Genomic DNA, 18,358 nt, shown 5'->3' with positions numbered 1-18,358 from the left:
TTCCAGTGACTTTCCAAAGAAAGCCACTTACGAAAGAAAGGCAGTATTGAAGGATAACCAGTGTAGAAAGAAAGCCCCTCTCAGAAGTGAGCGACTTTCTAAATCGCAAAAGTTACCAATTTAAGCGGCTTTACTTTGTTCTAGATTGAACTTAATGCGTTCATGATCTAAGGCTAAAAGGACGGTATTTTCAAAATAGGTAGAGAAATCGATTCTGCCGGAAGAATAGTCTTCGTGGAGAAGGGCTAAAAGAAGATAGAACATAGATCCTCCTGGTGGTTCCGAATCTAGTAATGCGACATAATTCGGATAGTCTTTTTCGTTCAAAGAGTTACATTGAGTGTCGGTTGGTTTTCAAAATTTTGAAGGAAAATAATTCCAGGCAGGGGTGATTCGGGATTTCCTCTTTACAAAGTCCGATTTTCCCATCATATGCGAGCGTATGTTTGTCTCGCTCGCTCCCATCGATTATTCCATCCTATTTGTTTTTGTTGGGTTTATGGTTCTGATTGGGATTCTTCTGAAGAAATCCATGAACCAATCGAGCGATTTCCTTCTGGCAGGTCGAAAGATACCCAGTTGGATTACGGGCATTGCTTTTATTTCCGCCAATATCTCCGCACTGGAATTACTCGGGATGAGTGCCAGTGGTGCCGAATATGGATTTTTAACCTTTCACTTCTACTACCTAGGTGCGATTCCTGGAATGATTTTTCTTGGGATCTTTATGATGCCATTTTACTATTCTTCAAAAATCAGAAGTGTTCCAGAATACTTACGTTTTAGGTTTAATCGACCAGCGCACCTCTTAAATGCATCTATCACATTATTATCGTTAGCACTTGGATCGGGGATTTATCTTTATTCTTTGTCTTTGGTTTTTGAAACGATGTTTGGTTGGAATCCTCACATATCGATTCTTTTTAGTGCCTGTATAGTTTTGGTTTATACATACTTTGGAGGACTTAGTTCTTCGATTTATACAGAGGTGATGCAATTTTTTTTAACAGTTCTTGGTCTTTTTCCTTTAGTGATTATCGGGTTAACAAAGTTAGGTGGATGGGATGGCCTTATGCAAAAAATCCCACATTCACACAAACATATGTGGTCGGGACTAACCAATGGACAAAACGAACTAGGTTGGGATTTGTTAAGTGTAACAGTGGGCCTTGGTTTTGTATTATCTTTTTCCTATTGGACTTGTGGGTTCACTGAAGTACAAAGAGCAATGGCTGCCAAAGATTATAGAGCGGCAAGAAGAACTCCTCTTATCGGAGCCATGTTTAAATTGTTTTTACCATTTCTAACCGTCATACCAGGGTTAATTGCATTAACTGAATTTTCTAAAGAAATGAATGGAGAATATAATAAAAGTTTTTTAATTTTACTAAAAAATTATTATCCTTCAGGAATGTTGGGTCTTGGGACAACTGCACTGTTAGCTGCCTTTATGGCTGGTATGTCCAGTTCTATCACCGCAATGAACACAATTTTTACTTATGATATTTATCAAACATATATCAACCAAAACAGAGAGGATAAGGATTATTTAAAAATTGGAAAACTCTGTACAATGTTTGCAGTTATATTTGCTATTTTTGCATCCTATATCGCGATGCAGTTTGAGAATATTATGAACTACATCCAGTTGTTATTTTCATTTTTTAATGCTCCTTTAATCGCTATATTTTTACTTGGAATGTTTTGGAAACGTGCTTCTGGTTGGAGTGCCTTCTACGGAATGTTACTCGGAACAGCGAGTGGACTCGTTCATTTTATCCTATATTCATTGGGGAGAATATATTACAAATCAGATATGGTTTCCAACTTTTACGGAGCTATCGTTTCCGGAATGGTTTGTTTTTTAACAATGGTGATTGTTAGTTTGATTGAAAAAGAAGATCCACAGAAAGACTTACACGGACTTGTTTATTCCGATCGAGATCAAACAAATCCGTTTTGGGATCCACGAATTTTAGCCTGGGGAGTTGGATTAATTGTCCTTCTTGCCGGATTTAATATCATTTTTGCATAAAGATTTATACGTACGTAATAAAATAGTAATTGAATGAGGGTTTAATTATCCTATGTTTGTTGCTATATACACGAAGACTATGAAACCAAATCATTATACAGAAATTCCAGCTACGTTCGAAGTTCAATTGGAACATCTAAGGGATTATGATTCTAAAAAACACATCAGTGCAAGAGGAATCATGTTTTACCATCCTTATGACATTGAAGTGCCTTCGATATTAAAAATATCCTTAAAGATGATTTCCATGACAGGTTCTGTTGACTTTCTGGTGAAAACATTGAAGAGCGAAAAAATAGGGAACGAACCTCTGTTTGAGATTCATTGTAATTTTTATGACACAAATGCTGAAAAAGAAGACGAAGTATTAGGTTTTATCAGTAGTTACTAATTTTTTAGAAAGATACAAGCCTAAGCTAAAGGGTTCCGCCTTTTTCCAGTAGATACTGAAAACTTTCTTCCGTAAAAGATTTTTCCTTCGGTCCATACTGCATAAGCCACCGTGTTGGTGGTAAAAATCCTTCTGTTTTTAACGCATATCCACCACCTAACGGTGCACCAATGGTCGAACGAAGTTCGAAATGTAAATGCGCCGGATAACTTCCACCAGCATCACCGATGGTTCCGATCCATTCTGTTTTTTTTACCAATTGACCTGGTTCTACATCGATTGTATGTAGGTGGGCATAAACAGATTCCAAATACCAGAAGTCTCCGTTCCCTACATTATGGTAGTGAACAATTCGAACTACCTTTCCCCAACCACCACCATAGTCGGCAATTTCTGAAACTACTCCGTTACCAAAAGTGTATACGGGAGCAGCAAAATCGCTGTCACCTCCCGTGATGGCATTCCAATCTTCGCCTAAATGTTTTCTACCACCAAACTTACCATTTTCGGCTCCAAACTTTTGCGCTAAGTAGAATCCTTCGGCATACTTTCCACCTACTGGGAATTCGAAGTCGGTCGCTTGGAAAGAAGGATATCGTTTGAGAATGGGATAAGGGTCTGTGGCACGAACTTCGCCAGAAGATTCCATCCAACCAAAGAGAGGATTTCCTTGGTAGGTGTAACCTTTGGAAACACAACCTGTCCCAAGTAGCGATAGACAGATTGTGAGTAAAAAAGGAAAAAATTGGTTATTTGCTGCGAACCAATTTCTTTTTAGAAGATCTCGAAGATTTAAAAGAATCATGACGTCCTTCCGAAAGGAATTCCGCTCGTGCTTCGATTGGCAAATGGTTTCCGAGTTTCGCGGATCTTTTTTTACCTGTTGCCATTTCTTCTTTCATCTCATAAAGAAAAGAATCATAATCCACTTGGATGGTGTGGCGAGTGCTACTCACATACCTTTTTTTCATTTTTTCTTGGTCACGTTCGATGAATTTCTCCATATCCACTTTGGAAGGTAATACATAATTTCCAGTGAGATATTGTGAAATCCATTTTCCTTGGCATTCCGCCAGTGGCATAATAGCACCTAATGGCTGCATAAGTCCTACAAAAAATAAATCATTGATTCCTGGTTTGATCATTTTGTAGTAAAGAGGGATGTAGTTATCGGGGGCTGATAAAAAATCTTCATCAAAGAATGGAAACTTGATATTGTATCCGGTACAGTAAATGAGAACATCAGCATCTTCTTCTGTTCCATCCGCAAAGGCGATTTTTTTACCTTTGAGTTCTGTGATCACTGGTTTTGGTTTGATATCCCCTCGGCCAAGCCTTACGAGTAAATCTTGAGAGATGGTTGGGTGGGCAGAACCAAACTTATGATCTGGTTTTGGCAAACCGAAGTCTTCCATTTTCCCAACACCAAATCGAATCAGAAGGTGAGCGAGTGTTTGTTGGATAAAAAACGGAACCCAGTGAGGTGTGTATTCTGTAAGTTTATCTAATGGTTTTCCAAATAGATAGTTAGGAATGACATAAGCACCACGCCTTGCGGATAAAAATACTTTTTTAGCAACCCCAGGTCTAGAAAGTTCCACAGAGATATCCATGGCACTATTTCCCATACCAAGGATAACAACATTTTTGCCTTCGCAGTTAACGGGTGTTTTTGGGTCAACATAGGAGTGGGAATGTATGACTTGGCCAGAAAATTTTCCTGGGAAAGCGGGATTCGGCCAACGTTCATTCCAATGGTGTCCATTGGCGACAACTAACGCGTCATAGTATTTAACAGGACCTTTTTCTGGAGTGATTTTCCAAATTCCATCTTCGGTTCGTTCTGCTTTTTTGATTCCATTTTTGAATTGGATGTGTTTACGAAGTCCGAAATGATCCACATAAGATAAAAAGTAATTTTGAATGGGTTCGTGATTAGGGTAGTCCGCATAATTTGTGGGCATGGGATAATCGCGGTATTCCATACGATCCCTGTGAGTATTGATATGAAGGGATTTATAAATATTACTGAGGCCATTGTCGTTTTTATAACGCCAGTTACCGCCAACATCACTTCCTTTTTCATAACAATCAAAAGGAATTCCATTTTCCTTTAATGATTTAATGACTGTTATACCGGAAGAACCGGCCCCAATTACACAAACTTTAGGAAGTGCCATAGTATTTCTCTCGCAACTAAAGATAGACTAGGGAGAGATTTTGTGAATAGCGAACGTCGTTATCAAGAAGATTTTACATTTCTAAGGAAAAAAATCGTCATTTTGACATATATTCGATGTTTAACGATTGGATTGGGAAGGTTTCTCTTGGGTTTCGAGAAAACTACGAATCTCCGCTTCCAGATTGGATATTTGGATCTTTGTAATCTTCCCTGCTTTTAATTGAATCAGAGTTAAGGATCCTTTTGTTCTTGGAAAAGGGTCTGCCAGTTTTTCTTCTCTCACCAAACGAAGAGTATACGGATAGGATTTCATCTTTGGCAAAGCTACAAATTTTGAAATTAGCGAAGGCATTCTGTGGATATCAGAGACTAATACAGCTTGTTTGGATTCCAAATATCCTTTTCCTTCTTTCTCTAAAATTGGATGGATGATTTTACTCGCATCCATATCAGCAATAAAAATTACCTTTGTAGTTTCTGATGGAATGGGACTTGGTTCTTCCCATTGATTGGTATAATTGATTTCCGGAAGTACATTCCCAAGAACAAGAGTCGGAGCGGCCGGTTCTTCGGCGGAAAGAGAAAAAGTTAAAAGCAAAATAAGAGATAGACTTGAGTTTTTAAAAAATTGAAAAGTTGTTTTGAATTTATATGAGAACATATTATCTGTTAATTGGTTTTTGGTTTGGTTCATAAAATCGAACTGTTTGTTAAAAACAAACTTCTCCTAAAGACGGTATAAATATTCTAAAACTTGTTCTTTTGTCATCTTACTCGCGTTAGAGAATTCTCCTCCTTTGGTGGAGGTGAGAATTTTACCTGAAGGGTCAATGACAACAAGAGCAGGAATTCCATTTTCAATGGGATTCCCAAGTGTATCATTTAGACTTAAGTTTTTGTCGAAACGACCCACATCTACTTTGAAGAGGATAAAATTTTCTTTGAGGAGAGCTTTTGGTTCTGGTTCTTCAAAGATCCCATCTAATGCTCTACAGTCGGGACACCAGTCGGCGCCAAAAACTACGATGAGTTTTCTGTTTGAGTTTTTTGCCAAAACCAAACTTTCTTCGTAATTCGAAAATATTATGTCACTTTGTTTGGAACAGTAGGAGACAGCGGTAAGTGTGAATCCAAAAAATAGGAAGGAGAAAAGAATTCGGAATCTGTGTTCCATATAAAAAGCGGAAGGATACTTCCGCATATCTTATTTCTTAGCGATTTCTTTTAGGATTTCTTGTCTTTTTTTATCTTTATCGATATGGGAAAGAGACAACCAATCGCGTTTCAATTGTTTTTCTGAAACACCTTTGAAGGTTGCATATTTGCCGAGGATTTTTGCTGTTTTTGCGTTCATGCCAACCAGATTCTTTTGCCTCTCCTTTCTGTCAATGCGAACCTTGGTTGCTGTTTCATCCTTGACCCCTAAACTCTTTACGAAACATAGTAAAGTGCAAGAAATCCAAAGACCCTATGAAATCACAGCTACCTGACCGTTACGATCCCGAATCTGTAGAGCCCAAATGGATACAAACCTGGGAAGAAAAACAAACCTTTGCTCCTGACTCTTCTCGCAAAGAAACATTCTCGATCGTCATCCCTCCACCAAACGTTACAGGGAATTTACACATTGGACATGCACTCAATCATACCATCCAAGACATCATCATTCGCATCGAACGTAAAAAAGGTAAAAATGTAGTTTGGGTTCCTGGAATGGACCACGCAGGGATTGCAACACAAGTGGTTGTGGAACGTGAGTTAGGAAAAGAAGGAAAAACTAGAACTGATTTTACTCGCGAAGGATTTATCGAAAAAGTTTGGGAATGGAAAGCGCATTCCGGTGGAATGATTGCCAAACAACAACGGTTACTCGGTGAATCGGTAGATTGGTCACGAGAACGTTTTACTTTTGATGAAGGACTTTCTAAAGCGGTAATCAAAGTATTCCGTAGTTTGTATGATGAAGGTTTGATTTATCGTGGTGAACGAATCATCAACTGGTGTCCCGTTACCAAAACTGCTATTTCTGACATTGAAGTTGAGTATAAAGAAAAACAAGGTAAACTCTATCATATCAAATATCCTAAGGCAGAATTTAAATCGAAAGATCCAAAAACTCTGGCCAAAGGGGAATACATTGTTGTCGCAACCACAAGACCCGAAACAATGTTTGGTGACGTGGCTGTTTGTGCTCATCCAGATGACGCACGTTATACGGAATTGAAGGATAAGTTTGTATTTTTACCAATCGCTGGAAAAGAAATTCCTGTTTTGTTTGATTCCTTTGTAGATAAAGAATTTGGTTCGGGTCTTGTGAAAATCACTCCTGCTCATGACATCAATGACTATGAAGCAGGACTTCGTTTGAAACTCACTCCACTCAACATTATGAACTTGGATGGGACACTCAACGAACAAACTGGTAAATACAATGGACTCGACCGGTTTGAAGCTCGTAAACGAGTTGTAGAAGAACTAGAAACAAATGGTTATATTGAAAAAATAGAAACTCATATCCATAGTGTAGGCCACAACCAAAGGGGGGGAGCGGTCATCGAGCCGTTGTTATCCACACAGTGGTTTGTAAAAATTGAATCTCTTGCTAAACCTGCGATTGAAGTTGTGAAATCCGGTAAGGTTCAATTCCAACCCAAGATGTGGGAAAAAACATATTTTGAGTGGATGGAAAATATTCGCGATTGGTGTATTTCTCGCCAACTTTGGTGGGGCCATCGAATTCCTGCTTATTATGCACCAAATGGTGAGATGGTGGTTGCAGAATCTGTCGAGGAAGCGGTATCTTTATTTTCCAAAAAAGGAATTTCCGTAACCAAAGAAACCATCAAACAAGATGAAGATGTTTTAGATACTTGGTTCTCTTCCGGGCTTTGGCCTTTCACTGTTTTTGGTTGGCCTGAAAATTCGGAAGAACTCAAACAATACTATCCTACCTCAGTACTCGTGACCGGATTTGATATCATTTTCTTCTGGGTGGCTCGGATGATTATGAATGGTCTTAAATTTATGGGTGATGTTCCTTTTCAGAAGGTTCTCATCCATGGACTTGTTCGTGATAAAGATGGTAAGAAGTTTAGTAAGTCCCTTGGAAACGTAGTGGATCCTTTGGATATGATGAGTAAATACGGAACGGATTCGTTTCGATTTTTTCTCGCAGCCGTTTTGCCGGAAGGAAAGGACATTCTATTCGACGAATCAAGGTTAGACGGCTATAGATCTTTCTGCAATAAAATTTGGAATTCGAGCCGGTTTATATTTATGAACCTACCGGAAGAGTTCACAACCAAAGAACCAGATATTAATTCTTTAGAAGATACTGACCTTTGGATTTTGAATGAATTTGATCGGATGCTTAGTAAGTATGAAAAAGCTTATTCCGGTTATCTATTTTTCGAAATGGCAAATGCTGTTTATGATTTTGTTTGGGGATCGTTCTGTGATTGGTATTTGGAATTAACCAAAGCTCGTGTGTATGGGAATGTAACTCCCGAATCACAAGAAAAAGCTCGCTTTGTGCTTGTGAGTGTATTAAAAAAATCGCTCGGGCTTTTACATCCGTTTATGCCATTCATCACGGAAGAAATCCATTCTTTATTGGAACCTACGGAACTTGCGAAAACAGAATTTCCAAAACCTTATGGAGTTTCTGATTCCGCACCGGCAGTCGTTCGTATGGAACTTGTGCGTGAGATCATCACAAAGATCCGTAACATGCGCGCAGAACTCGGAGTCAAACCTGAGAAAAAATGTAAGGTCATCATCAAGTGTAGCCATAAAGAATTAAAAGAAATGATGGAAAGAGAAATCAAATCCATCCTCCAACTTTCCAAAGCAGAGAGTTTGGAATTTTTAGATTCTTATGAAGCAAAAAATACGGATTCCGTAGGTGCTTTTTCCATCGGAGAAATTTTTCTTCCTTTGGAAGGTATTTTTGATTTTGAAAAAGAAAAACAACGATTGGAAAAAGAGAAAAAACAAATCCAATTGGAAATGGAAAAGTTGGAAAATAAAATCAACAATCCATCTTTCTTAGAAAAAGCAAAACCTGATGTCGTAGAAAAAGAAAGAGAAAAGTATAATACTTGGAAAGAGAAACTAGATAGTACGGTAAGGGCTTTAGAAAAAATTGGAACATAAATTTAAAGTTTTACTCATTGGAAGTGGCGGAAGAGAACATGCGTTAGCGGATGCTATCGCAAAATCAAAATCTTTGGAATCTCTTAAGGTGTTTCCAGGTAACGGTGGTTTTGCGAAAGAATTATTATTGGATGCAAATGATATATCCATCACTGATAAATCCAAATTTTTTGATTATATAAAATCTTCGGGAACAAATCTTGTTGTGGTCGGCCCAGAAGACCCCCTTGTGAATGGACTTTCGGATTGGTGTGCTGAAATAGGTATCCCTTGTTTTGGACCTTCTGCCTATTGTGCGCAAGTGGAAGGAAGCAAACACTTTGCCAAAGAAATGATGAAACGGGCCAAAGTTCCAACAGCTTCCTTTGCTGTATTTACAGACCATGAGTCTGCTTGGAGTTATGCCCAAAAAGAAATTTTACCTTTGGTTGTCAAAGCAGATGGTCTTGCTGCTGGAAAGGGTGTGACTGTTGCCTTTGAAATGAAAGAGGTAAAACAGGCGTTAGATGAAATATTTTTAGAATCTAAATTTGGTGAAAGTGGGAACAAAGTGGTTTTGGAATCTTTTTTAGAAGGGGAAGAAGCCTCACTTTTTGTGATAACCGATGGAGAAAGGTATATGTGCCTTCCAGCGGCCCAGGACCACAAACGTGCCTATGATGGAGACATTGGCCCCAATACTGGTGGGATGGGAGCTTATGCCCCAGCACCGATTGTCACCGATTCTGTTCTTTCCAAAGTAAAAGAACAAGTCATCGAACCGATGTTAGCTGAATTTAGGTCCACCGGCCATCCTTATAAAGGACTTCTTTATGTTGGTCTTATGATTACTAAAGAAGGAAATCCCAATGTAGTGGAATTTAACTGTCGTTTTGGAGATCCAGAAACTCAGTGTGTACTTCGTTTGTTGGATGAAGATATTTTACCTATTTTTTATGCTTCGGCGGTGGGCAATCTTCCGGAGAGAAACCTAAAACTAAAAGAAGGTTCTTCTGCTGTTGTGGTACTTGCTGCCAAAGGTTACCCTGACGCGCCACAAAAAGGAATGTCTTTGGAAATTCCATCTAACGAAGGAAATGTGGTGGTTTACCATGCGGGAACCAAAAGCCAAGAAAATCAAATTTTGGCAAATGGCGGTAGGATTCTCGGAATCACTTCTTTTGGTAATTCTTTAAAAGATGCAATTAATGATTGTTATGCGTTTCTGACAAAAATCAAAGCACCAGATACGTTTTATAGAAAAGATATAGGAAGGCGTGCTCTCTAATGCCATTTAGTATCTCTGGAAATTTTAAAAATTGTGAACGTACGAACCTTCGCAATTTTGAAAAACATCTAGGGATCATTTTATCTGAAAACCAAACCCAACTCCAACAACATTTGATGATTCGTAGGGCTCTTCAAAACTTAAGTGGATCTGTGAGTGTTCTTTCGGGACTCAGTCGTCAGGAGTTGTTATCTTTTATTTTTATCCTCACTCAATTTGGTGATATCATTCGTTCGGAAACTCCCCCTGAGTACCTTCAATTGGAATCCATTCCTTATGTGATTGAATGGGCCAAAGGCCATTATATGATTCCGATGGAAATTTTAGAACATCTGGCTCATGAACGAATCTTTAAAGACCAAGGCTATTTGTTTGCACTGATTCCTGCTTTGTCCATTAAGGAAAAAAAATCTTGGATCCGTTGGATCGGTGTGGATTTTGAAAAGGGTGGAGATCGGGATTTAAACTTTGAAATTTATTCTCAGTGCCGTGTTTTACAAAAACCATTTCTTGGTAAGTCGCTTGTCCAAGAATCAGAAATTCGTTTAGAACAAATTTGGCCAAGAGGCAAAAACGAATACATCGATTGGTTTTATAAAGGACTTTCTACTTTTTATTATTCTATGGAAGAGATGAGCAGAAAAGAAAAAGATCCTTTTTTACTCCATGTCATTGAGCTCATAAAATCAGGTAAATTCATACTCAAACGTTTGCCTGATACATACGGAAAAGAATCAAGTTATTCTCTTGTAGGAACTGTCGAAGGAAACACTCCACAACTCAGAGAAACAACATTCCAATGGGAAGTGGAACGACTTCGCAAAGATTCTTTGTTTTAAAACTTCCACTTCGGATTTACGCATTATGGATAGATCACTAAAAGACTTAAAAAAACAAACATCAGAAATGATTGAGACTTTCCAATCCTATTGGACAGCTCAAAATTTTCAGGAAGACTACGACCGTTTATCATCACTCATCGAAAAAGCAAACGATCCCAAATTATGGGACTCACCTGACCAAGCAAAAACAGTCACTCAAAAGCGAAATGAGTTACAACTAAAGTTAGATCCTTGGTTAGATTTAAAAAAGGAACTGATTGATTTTCCTGATTTGATTGAACTCACTTCGGAAGAAATGGGCGAGGCAGGCCTAAAATCTTTAAACGATGATTTTGATCGTATGTTTGAGGCATTTGAAAACTTGCAAATGTTAGATGCTCTTGCTGGTAAAGATGATGGTAAAGCCGCCTTTATCAATATCCATCCTGGTGCTGGTGGAACAGAATCCCAAGACTGGGCTGATATGTTACTTCGTATGTATACAAGATACTGCGAACAAAAAGGATATCGTGCAGAACTCGTCGATTACCAACCGGGTGAAACTGCCGGAATCAAAAACGCGACACTTTACATCCAAGGGGATCATCCATTTGGTTATTTGAAATGTGAATCCGGAGTCCATAGACTTGTTCGGATTTCTCCTTTTGATTCCAATAAAAGACGACATACTTCCTTTGCATCTGTCTATGTAACACCGGAAGTGGATGACGACATCCAAGTGAATATCGAAGAAAAAGACCTTCGTGTGGATGTGTATCGTTCCTCGGGTGCAGGGGGACAACACGTCAACACAACAGATTCTGCTGTGCGAATCACACATATTCCTACTGGGGTTGTGGTTTCTTGCCAGATGGAAAGATCACAAATCAAAAACCGTGACACCGCAATGAAAATGTTACGTGCTCGTTTGTATGAAATGGAAAAACAAAAAGCTGAAGAAGAAAACGCAAAAAAAGCGGGTGAAAAACGTGATATCTCTTGGGGATCACAAATTCGAAGTTATGTGTTCCATCCTTATAATTTGGTAAAAGACCATAGAACCGATTTTGAAACAGGAAACGTTCATGCAGTGATGGATGGTGACTTGGAAGATTTTATCATTGCTTACTTAAAATACCTGACAAACCAAAAGGCAAACGCAAAAGTATAATCAAATGTCTGTAAAACAGGATATTTCCGGTACTTTAAGGAAAATCCAAAAAGAAATTCAACAACTTCCGAATATTACGGATCGATTGAATTTCATTTTGGACATGACTCTAACTTTGTTTGGAGCCTCTACCGGTAGTATTTCCATTATGGACCAAGAAGAAAAAGTCCTTACCATTGTTGCGGCCAAAGGAATGGATTGGGAGAAAAAAATTGCTGCCAAACTTCCGTTTAACTTGGGAGTTACTGGTCGTGCGGCCTCTACAAGAGAAATTATCTACGTTCCTGATGTAACTTTGGATAAAGATTATGTAAAATTAATCGAAACGGTTCGTTCGGAGCTTGCCATCCCCCTTGTGACTAGAGATTCGACCATTGGTGTTTTAAACCTAGAGTCTGATAAGGTAAATTTTTTCTCACAAGACATCATCAATCAAGCCACAATCTTTGCATCACAACTTACCATTGTTATACTTGAAGAACGAATTGCGAAAGAAGCCTTTGATAAATCCAAAAGAGAAGAAGATCCTGTTGAAGAAATTCTTGGTTATGACCCAAGTATTTTATTTTTAAAACATAGAATTCGTCAAGTGGGTCCCTCTGATACATCAGTCATGATCATTGGAGAGGAGGGAGCTGGTAAAAACTTAATCGCCAAGGCCTTACATTATATTTCCCAAAGAAAGAATGGTCCATTTTTCACAGTCGATTGTTCAGGGCTTAGTTATGAACTTTTGGAAGCAGAATTATTTGGCGGTCAAAGTGGAAAAATATTCAATCCAGGAAAATTGGAGCAGGCCAATGGTGGTTCCTTATACATTGAATCCATTGGTGATTTACCATCAAATTTACAAACAAGACTATTTCATACCTTAAGAGATAAAACAATGCCCAATCCTTCTGCCAAAAAGAAGGACGAAGTTTTGAACATTCGAATTTTTACAGGTAGTAAAAGAGATTTATTAGAAGATATTCAGAAAGAAACTTTTTCCATGGATTTGTATTATCGCCTAGCGGAAGTTCCATTGCGAGTCTCACCATTACGCGAACGAAGAGGGGATGTTCCGCTTCTCGCACATCATTTTTTATACCAATACAACAAACAATATGGAAGAAACAAAACTTTTTCAACAGATGCTTTAAGAGCTCTGACAGGAATGCCCTGGAGTGGAAATGTAAGACAATTACAAAGTGTCATTCAATATGCAGTTCTTGTCCCACCAGAAACGGTTTTGGAACCTCACTCCTTTTTACAGGATGGGAAACGCGAATCAGAACCAACGGCAAAGGCGCAGAGTTTTGGTGTGGGGACAGAGATCCTCTCTCCTTCCGAAAATTTATCCTTAAATAGCGCGATAGAAAGATTAGAAGCCATTTGGATCAAAGAAGCCTTCCAAAGAGTTTCCACACAGGAGGAAGCTGCAAAACTTCTAGGAATTAGCCGAGGATCTTTGCAATATAAGATCAAAAATAACCAATTTCTGGACGGATTCAATGCAGAAAGCCCAAGAAAATAATGGATAGATTGGCCTTACCTGTCGATATATCTATAAAGGAGCTTTCACGTGGCAGATAGTTATTACCGTACCATAAGTGGTAAACAATATGATAATGAATTGTTAGAAATTGCTGAAAAAGCCACCAAACGTAGCAAAGCTCCTATTGGTAAAAACGTCGCCAAGACCTTATTTGATGCTATCAAAGATGGCGGTGATTATACAGATGTTGAAAAACGTACTGTAAAATACATTCGCGATAATTTTAAATTTTCTCCTGATGCCGATGAATACCTTCGTACAGAAATTCGTAAATGGGCAGCAAAAATTTCGGTTCCTGCTGCTAAGAAAAAATCCTCTTCAAAGGTTTCTACGAAAAAAGAATCCACAACAAAACGAAGTTCCGCTCGTTCCGCTAAATCCTCAATTGAAGGATTTACTCCTTATACCGAAAGTTATGAATCTGATGAAAGTTCTCAAGACGAAATTGCACCAACACCAGAATACAATGAACTCGTCGCTTTAAATAAATTTCAAATCACTCCTAAACAAAATCGCCTGGGAAGATTTATTCTACTTGGGTTGGTGTTAGTATTTTTTATTGTTCTCATCATCTTTGGAATTCGTAGTTGTAATCGCAATTCATCTCAATCCAAAATCGAAAGTTCAAATGTTTCTTCAGAAGTTGGATCTCGGTCTTTAGAACGAGTGGCGCTTTCAGAAGGAAAGGTTTCTAACCGATTTGAATCTAGAGCGTCAGCCATTCGATATATCAACGAACTTCAAATCCGTTTTATCAAACAAAGTATGCAAACAGAAGATGTGGCAGCAGACAAAATTGCCACTTTGGCAGAAGCATTAAAAGCTTATCCTGCAGTTCGAATTCGAGTGAAAGGACATACTTGTTTTATTGGTGAGATGGATGAAAACAAAATCTTATCTGATGAACGTGCTAAATTTATTTTTGATGAATTGGTAAAAAATGGAGTCAACGCTACACAACTCGACTATCGTGGGTTTGGTGAAACTGCGGAAATTGAATCCAATTCCACTGAAGCAGGTCGCATCAAAAATAGACGTGTTGATTTTACAGTTTTATCTGTTACAGAATAACAAAATTAGTTACAACATTCGATAGAGTGATTTTGTGAGCATCCGTTTGGTTGACCGAACGGACTCGTATAATCCTTCATAAAGTAATAAAGATTTTTTTGCCACACCTAGCCTGGGATTTTCTTTTTCTTCCAAAGTCAATTGATCATCATAACCTTCCGTGATGGTTAAAATGACTCTTTGGATTCCCAAACTTAAAATTTCATTTAGTCCCTTTTTTCCAGATACTTGTTCATCGATTGAATCCATTTGTTTGATGTCTTCGGAAAAGGTTTTGGGATTGATTTGGTTCCGTTGGATTTGGTTGTAAATCCTTTGAGAAACAGCAAGGCCACGTTTGATTATGGAAACAAATTCCGACAATGCTTCCGTTGTGGACTTAATTTCGGAGACTAACTGTTTTGGATCGAAAAAAGGAATTTCAATTTTCAACTGAGATTGGATTCGATTTCGAACAGATTGTACTAAATTGGTTTGGGTTTTTATTTCGTTTTCATCACTCGCAAACTCTTTTTCAAACTCGGAATGCCGGATACCTTCTAATTTTGCACCAAACTTGGTTAGGTTCGTCCAAGGATTTTCTTTTGCATGGTCTTCGAACCATTTTTTAAAGATTAACATCTTTTCATTCGTGATATAGGTTTCTTCCAAATTCCCTGTGACTTTTTTTTGGGGTAAAGCAAACAGTTGTTTGTAGTTGTGTTTTTCTCTGCGAAATTTTCTAGATTCTAAATAATTCAATCGCTCTTCGAGCACGGCTCCTTTGGAGTGAGCGAGACCCTTAGTAAAACTCAAATCTTGGCCCACTAAAAAAACAGAGTTTGCACCCATAAGAGTCGCAAGGCTTGCGGCATTGGTAGACACCGAACCACCAAAAGGTACAGAACCAATTTTTTCACTACCTGTTCTTTCAAGAAGTCCAATCAAAGGAAATGGAGAGGAGGTCACAAAACCTTTGTTTGGTCCTTTTTCTAACCTAAGACTCAAATAGGTAGATGTGGGATCAAAAATGAGAATGGCATTTCCCGAATAATCTTCCAGGTATTGGCTATTTAAGGCCTGCGGGTCGACAGAAAATATCAAATCGGGTTCTACACCAAAAGAAGTGAGGATAGGAAGGGCCGTGTCCACTGCGAGTAGGAGAAATTGATTTCTAAATTTTGTTAAATCGGGTATGGATTCGGAAAGGCTCGGACCTGCCCCGCAAACAACAATTGAAATCCCTTCTGCAATTCCAAAGAGATCCGAAACGGGACGAAACTTGGATAATTCAGGCAGGTTATAACAAATATTTTTCGCCCAGATTTTTTCAAACCGTGTGAGGGTGGCAAGGTTCACATCTTTTTTGTGAAACATTTGTTCGGCGGTATGACGGAGTTTTATATAATCCGATTCTCTCCATTGCCAAGCCCCCCGATGAGGAACAAAACTAATGGGATGAGTTCCTTTTCCCTTAACTGCTTCGGAGAGTTGGTCTTCCAATCCTTCTCCTGTGATAAGGATTAACTTTCCCTCTAAGAATGATTTGGAAAAATCAAAAATTTGAAAGGATTCTCTAATGAAAAACGGATATGGTTCCATCCATATAATGGTTACTTTTTCTCTTTCGAGTAAATAAGGAATGATGTATCCGAGTCCAGCACCAAACAACAAATAGATGCGTTCACTTCCATCGTGGGGAAGTTCGGTGGCAAACCGTTCGGCTTCTTTTTTAGGATCAAAACGACTATGGATCCAAACTCCATCTAGTTCTAAAGTAGGATCTCCTGTTTTAGATTTTGTTAGTTGGTAGGACGGATTCGTTTCAAAATTCTGCGAATTGATTGCAGTAAAAGTTTTCTCTGGATTTTGAATTACTTCTGCCAACTGGGAAGGTAAGGCTGCTAGATTTTTTTCTAGATAAGACTCGTTCACTTACGGTTCCAAAACAATTTTGATTTCGGCATTGGGTGAAAGTGAAGTTCCCGCCTTAGGTTCTTGTGATTTTACAAATCCAGAACCTTCTATTTTATATTCGAGTTGTAATTGTTTTACAATTTGAATGGTTTCAGAAGCAGTGAATCCAGTTAAGTCAGGCATCACCTTAGGATCCAGTTTATAGATTTTATTTCTTTCGCCCTTCAATCGATAGACTAGAGCCTTCTCACTTTTTTCTACGATGGGGATGATACTTTCCACCACCTCACGAAAGACAGGTGCTGCAATCCCACCACCTGTATGGGCCTCTCCACCAGGTTCATCAAAAACAATCAGACCCACATACTTAGGTTTTTCTGCGGGGAAAAATCCAAGAAAACTGGCTGTAAATAAACCTGCTTGGTAACCGGCTCCTGCTTTTGCTTTTTGTGAAGTTCCTGTTTTTCCTGCGATGAAGTAGTTTTCTAAATACGCTTTTTTCCCTGTTCCTTGTGATACAGCTTTACCCATCGCATTTAATGTTTTTTTGGCAGCCCCTTCTTTGATTCCGAGTAATTCATTTCTAATTGAAAATTCATGTACTAGTTCGCCGTATGAATTGGTCACTTGAGAGACAACGGATGGTTCAAATAAAATCCCACCGTTGACAACAGCAGCAGCTGCGGAGATGAGTTGGATGGGTGTGACCGAAAGTCCTTGGCCTATAGATAAAAAGTAGGGTGTACTTTTATTCCATTTATTTAAAGGAGGTAAATATCCTTTGGCTTCATGGATAGAAAAGTTAGTTCGTTTTCCGAACTTAAATTTCTCCATATAACTATAATAAGTTGCATCATCAATCTTTTGTGCCGCTTTGATGATTCCTACGTTACAAGAGTATTGTAAAATTTCATCCAAATTGACATGACCATGATTGTCCGTACAACGAATGGTTGTTTTTCCAATTTCAATATAACCTGGGCAATGGAACCTTTCATTAGGAAGGATTTTTCCTTCATTGAGTAACATAAGGGCAATGAAGATTTTCATCGTGGATCCTGGCTCATAAACATGGCGAATCGACCAATTGGTATGAGATTCCAATGGAAAATCTTGAAAATGATTGGGATCAAAATTAGGATAAGAAGCCATCGCTAGAATTTTTCCTGTTTCTGTATCCATAATCATTCCGATTCCACGTTTGGATGCAGTTTGGATAAAAGCTTTTTGTAATGATTTTTCCAATCGGTATTGGATGATACTATCGATAGTTAGATGGACATTATTTCCTTTGCTAGATTCGGCATCGGGTGTGGATAACAATTCCAAATTGAATAACATCTCAAGGCCCGAAAGGGCTTTGTCATCATCGTAACCGGTAAATCCAAGTAAACTTGCGGCCAAACTTCCTTGCGGATAAATTCGTTTGTATTCTTTTTCCACTCGGACACCGGGGAGAGACAAAGCTTTGATTTTTTCTGCTTTGGTAAGTTCAATTTCTCTTTTTAATAAAAAGTAGTTTTGTTTTTCTCTGATGGTATCTATGAGTTTGTTCGGAGTGATCCCGAGAATGGGGCCTAACTCTTGTGCGGTGAGTTCTGGATCATATATGTTTGTGGGATCAATTCCAACGGTTGCCGATTCACGAGAGATGGCGAGCTCAATTCCTCGCCTGTCAAAGATGGTTCCGCGTTGGACATACTTACTCGATTTAAGATTGATGATATTATCGTTAAAGTAGGTAAGATAAATTACTCGAAAGAGTAAAATCGCGAATAGAGAGAGTATAAAAAGAATTATATACTTAAAACGTTGTTTGTATTCGGTCATCG

15 protein-coding genes are annotated in these 18,358 nt (G+C 38.5%); 8 read left to right on the top strand and 7 right to left on the bottom strand.

What is annotated here, in order from left to right; genetic code table 11:
• The first annotated feature begins 442 nt into the window (after positions 1–442).
• Positions 443–2,035: a sodium:solute symporter family protein gene (locus EHQ70_RS14450; RefSeq protein ID WP_135587586.1), complete on the top strand. Its 1,593-nt coding sequence runs from the start codon at positions 443–445 to the stop codon at positions 2,033–2,035.
• A gap of 79 nt (positions 2,036–2,114) precedes the next feature.
• Positions 2,115–2,426, top strand: a complete 312-nt coding sequence (locus EHQ70_RS14445) for a hypothetical protein (RefSeq protein ID WP_135587584.1) — start codon at positions 2,115–2,117, stop codon at positions 2,424–2,426.
• Positions 2,427–2,451: 25 nt separating this feature from the next.
• On the opposite strand, the gene EHQ70_RS14440 is transcribed toward EHQ70_RS14445, so the two are convergent.
• The 5 genes from EHQ70_RS14440 to EHQ70_RS18600 form a co-directional block, all read right to left on the bottom strand.
• The gene (locus tag EHQ70_RS14440) at positions 2,452–3,231 is read right to left on the bottom strand and encodes a M23 family metallopeptidase (RefSeq protein WP_135587582.1); all 780 of its coding nucleotides are present in this window, start codon (positions 3,229–3,231) and stop codon (positions 2,452–2,454) included.
• Positions 3,176–4,606 carry a flavin-containing monooxygenase gene (locus tag EHQ70_RS14435; protein WP_135587580.1) on the bottom strand — a complete coding sequence of 477 codons (1,431 nt, stop codon included), beginning with the start codon at positions 4,604–4,606 and terminating at the stop codon, positions 3,176–3,178. The genes EHQ70_RS14440 and EHQ70_RS14435 overlap by 56 nt, the downstream gene beginning before the upstream one ends.
• Before the next feature lie 120 nt (positions 4,607–4,726).
• A complete protein-coding gene (locus EHQ70_RS14430) occupies positions 4,727–5,269 on the bottom strand; it encodes a hypothetical protein (protein ID WP_244288392.1) in 543 nt (180 codons plus the stop codon).
• A gap of 66 nt (positions 5,270–5,335) precedes the next feature.
• Positions 5,336–5,809 (bottom strand): thioredoxin family protein, encoded by a 474-nt coding sequence (locus EHQ70_RS14425; protein ID WP_135587575.1) that lies wholly within the window; start codon positions 5,807–5,809, stop codon positions 5,336–5,338.
• A gap of 3 nt (positions 5,810–5,812) precedes the next feature.
• The gene (locus tag EHQ70_RS18600; protein WP_002972862.1) at positions 5,813–5,962 is read right to left on the bottom strand and encodes a hypothetical protein; all 150 of its coding nucleotides are present in this window, start codon (positions 5,960–5,962) and stop codon (positions 5,813–5,815) included.
• 116 nt (positions 5,963–6,078) lie between these two features.
• Between EHQ70_RS18600 and EHQ70_RS14420 the strand changes: the two genes are divergently transcribed.
• The 6 genes from EHQ70_RS14420 to EHQ70_RS14395 are packed head-to-tail and all read left to right on the top strand — an operon-like array spanning position 6,079 to position 14,630.
• On the top strand, positions 6,079–8,763 hold the full coding sequence (locus tag EHQ70_RS14420) for a valine--tRNA ligase (protein WP_135587573.1): 2,685 nt from the start codon (positions 6,079–6,081) through the stop codon (positions 8,761–8,763).
• The gene (gene purD, locus EHQ70_RS14415; RefSeq protein ID WP_135587571.1) at positions 8,753–10,030 is read left to right on the top strand and encodes a phosphoribosylamine--glycine ligase; all 1,278 of its coding nucleotides are present in this window, start codon (positions 8,753–8,755) and stop codon (positions 10,028–10,030) included. The genes EHQ70_RS14420 and purD overlap by 11 nt, the downstream gene beginning before the upstream one ends.
• Positions 10,030–10,869, top strand: a complete 840-nt coding sequence (locus EHQ70_RS14410) for a hypothetical protein (protein ID WP_135576242.1) — start codon at positions 10,030–10,032, stop codon at positions 10,867–10,869. Before purD ends, EHQ70_RS14410 begins: the two co-directional genes overlap by 1 nt.
• A 25-nt stretch (positions 10,870–10,894) precedes the next feature.
• Entirely contained in the window at positions 10,895–12,022 is a 1,128-nt protein-coding gene (prfB, locus tag EHQ70_RS14405) for a peptide chain release factor 2 (RefSeq protein WP_135587568.1), read from the top strand.
• Between the two features lie 4 nt (positions 12,023–12,026).
• Complete coding sequence (locus EHQ70_RS14400) at positions 12,027–13,538, top strand: sigma 54-interacting transcriptional regulator (RefSeq protein ID WP_135587566.1); 1,512 nt, start codon at positions 12,027–12,029, stop codon at positions 13,536–13,538.
• A gap of 48 nt (positions 13,539–13,586) precedes the next feature.
• Entirely contained in the window at positions 13,587–14,630 is a 1,044-nt protein-coding gene (locus EHQ70_RS14395) for an OmpA family protein (protein ID WP_135587564.1), read from the top strand.
• 9 nt (positions 14,631–14,639) lie between these two features.
• Here EHQ70_RS14395 and EHQ70_RS14390 read toward each other — a convergent pair whose 3' ends face one another.
• The gene (locus tag EHQ70_RS14390; RefSeq protein WP_135587562.1) at positions 14,640–16,544 is read right to left on the bottom strand and encodes a motility associated factor glycosyltransferase family protein; all 1,905 of its coding nucleotides are present in this window, start codon (positions 16,542–16,544) and stop codon (positions 14,640–14,642) included.
• Positions 16,545–18,356, bottom strand: coding sequence for a penicillin-binding protein (locus EHQ70_RS14385; RefSeq protein WP_135587560.1), 1,812 nt, complete (start codon positions 18,354–18,356; stop codon positions 16,545–16,547).
• Between the last annotated feature and the right edge of the window lie 2 nt (positions 18,357–18,358).

The organism is Leptospira congkakensis (assembly GCF_004770265.1).
GTDB lineage: Bacteria > Spirochaetota > Leptospiria > Leptospirales > Leptospiraceae > Leptospira_A > Leptospira_A congkakensis.
The sequence above is the reverse complement of the archived record's forward strand: the minus strand, read 5'-3'. Positions and strand labels throughout refer to the sequence as shown.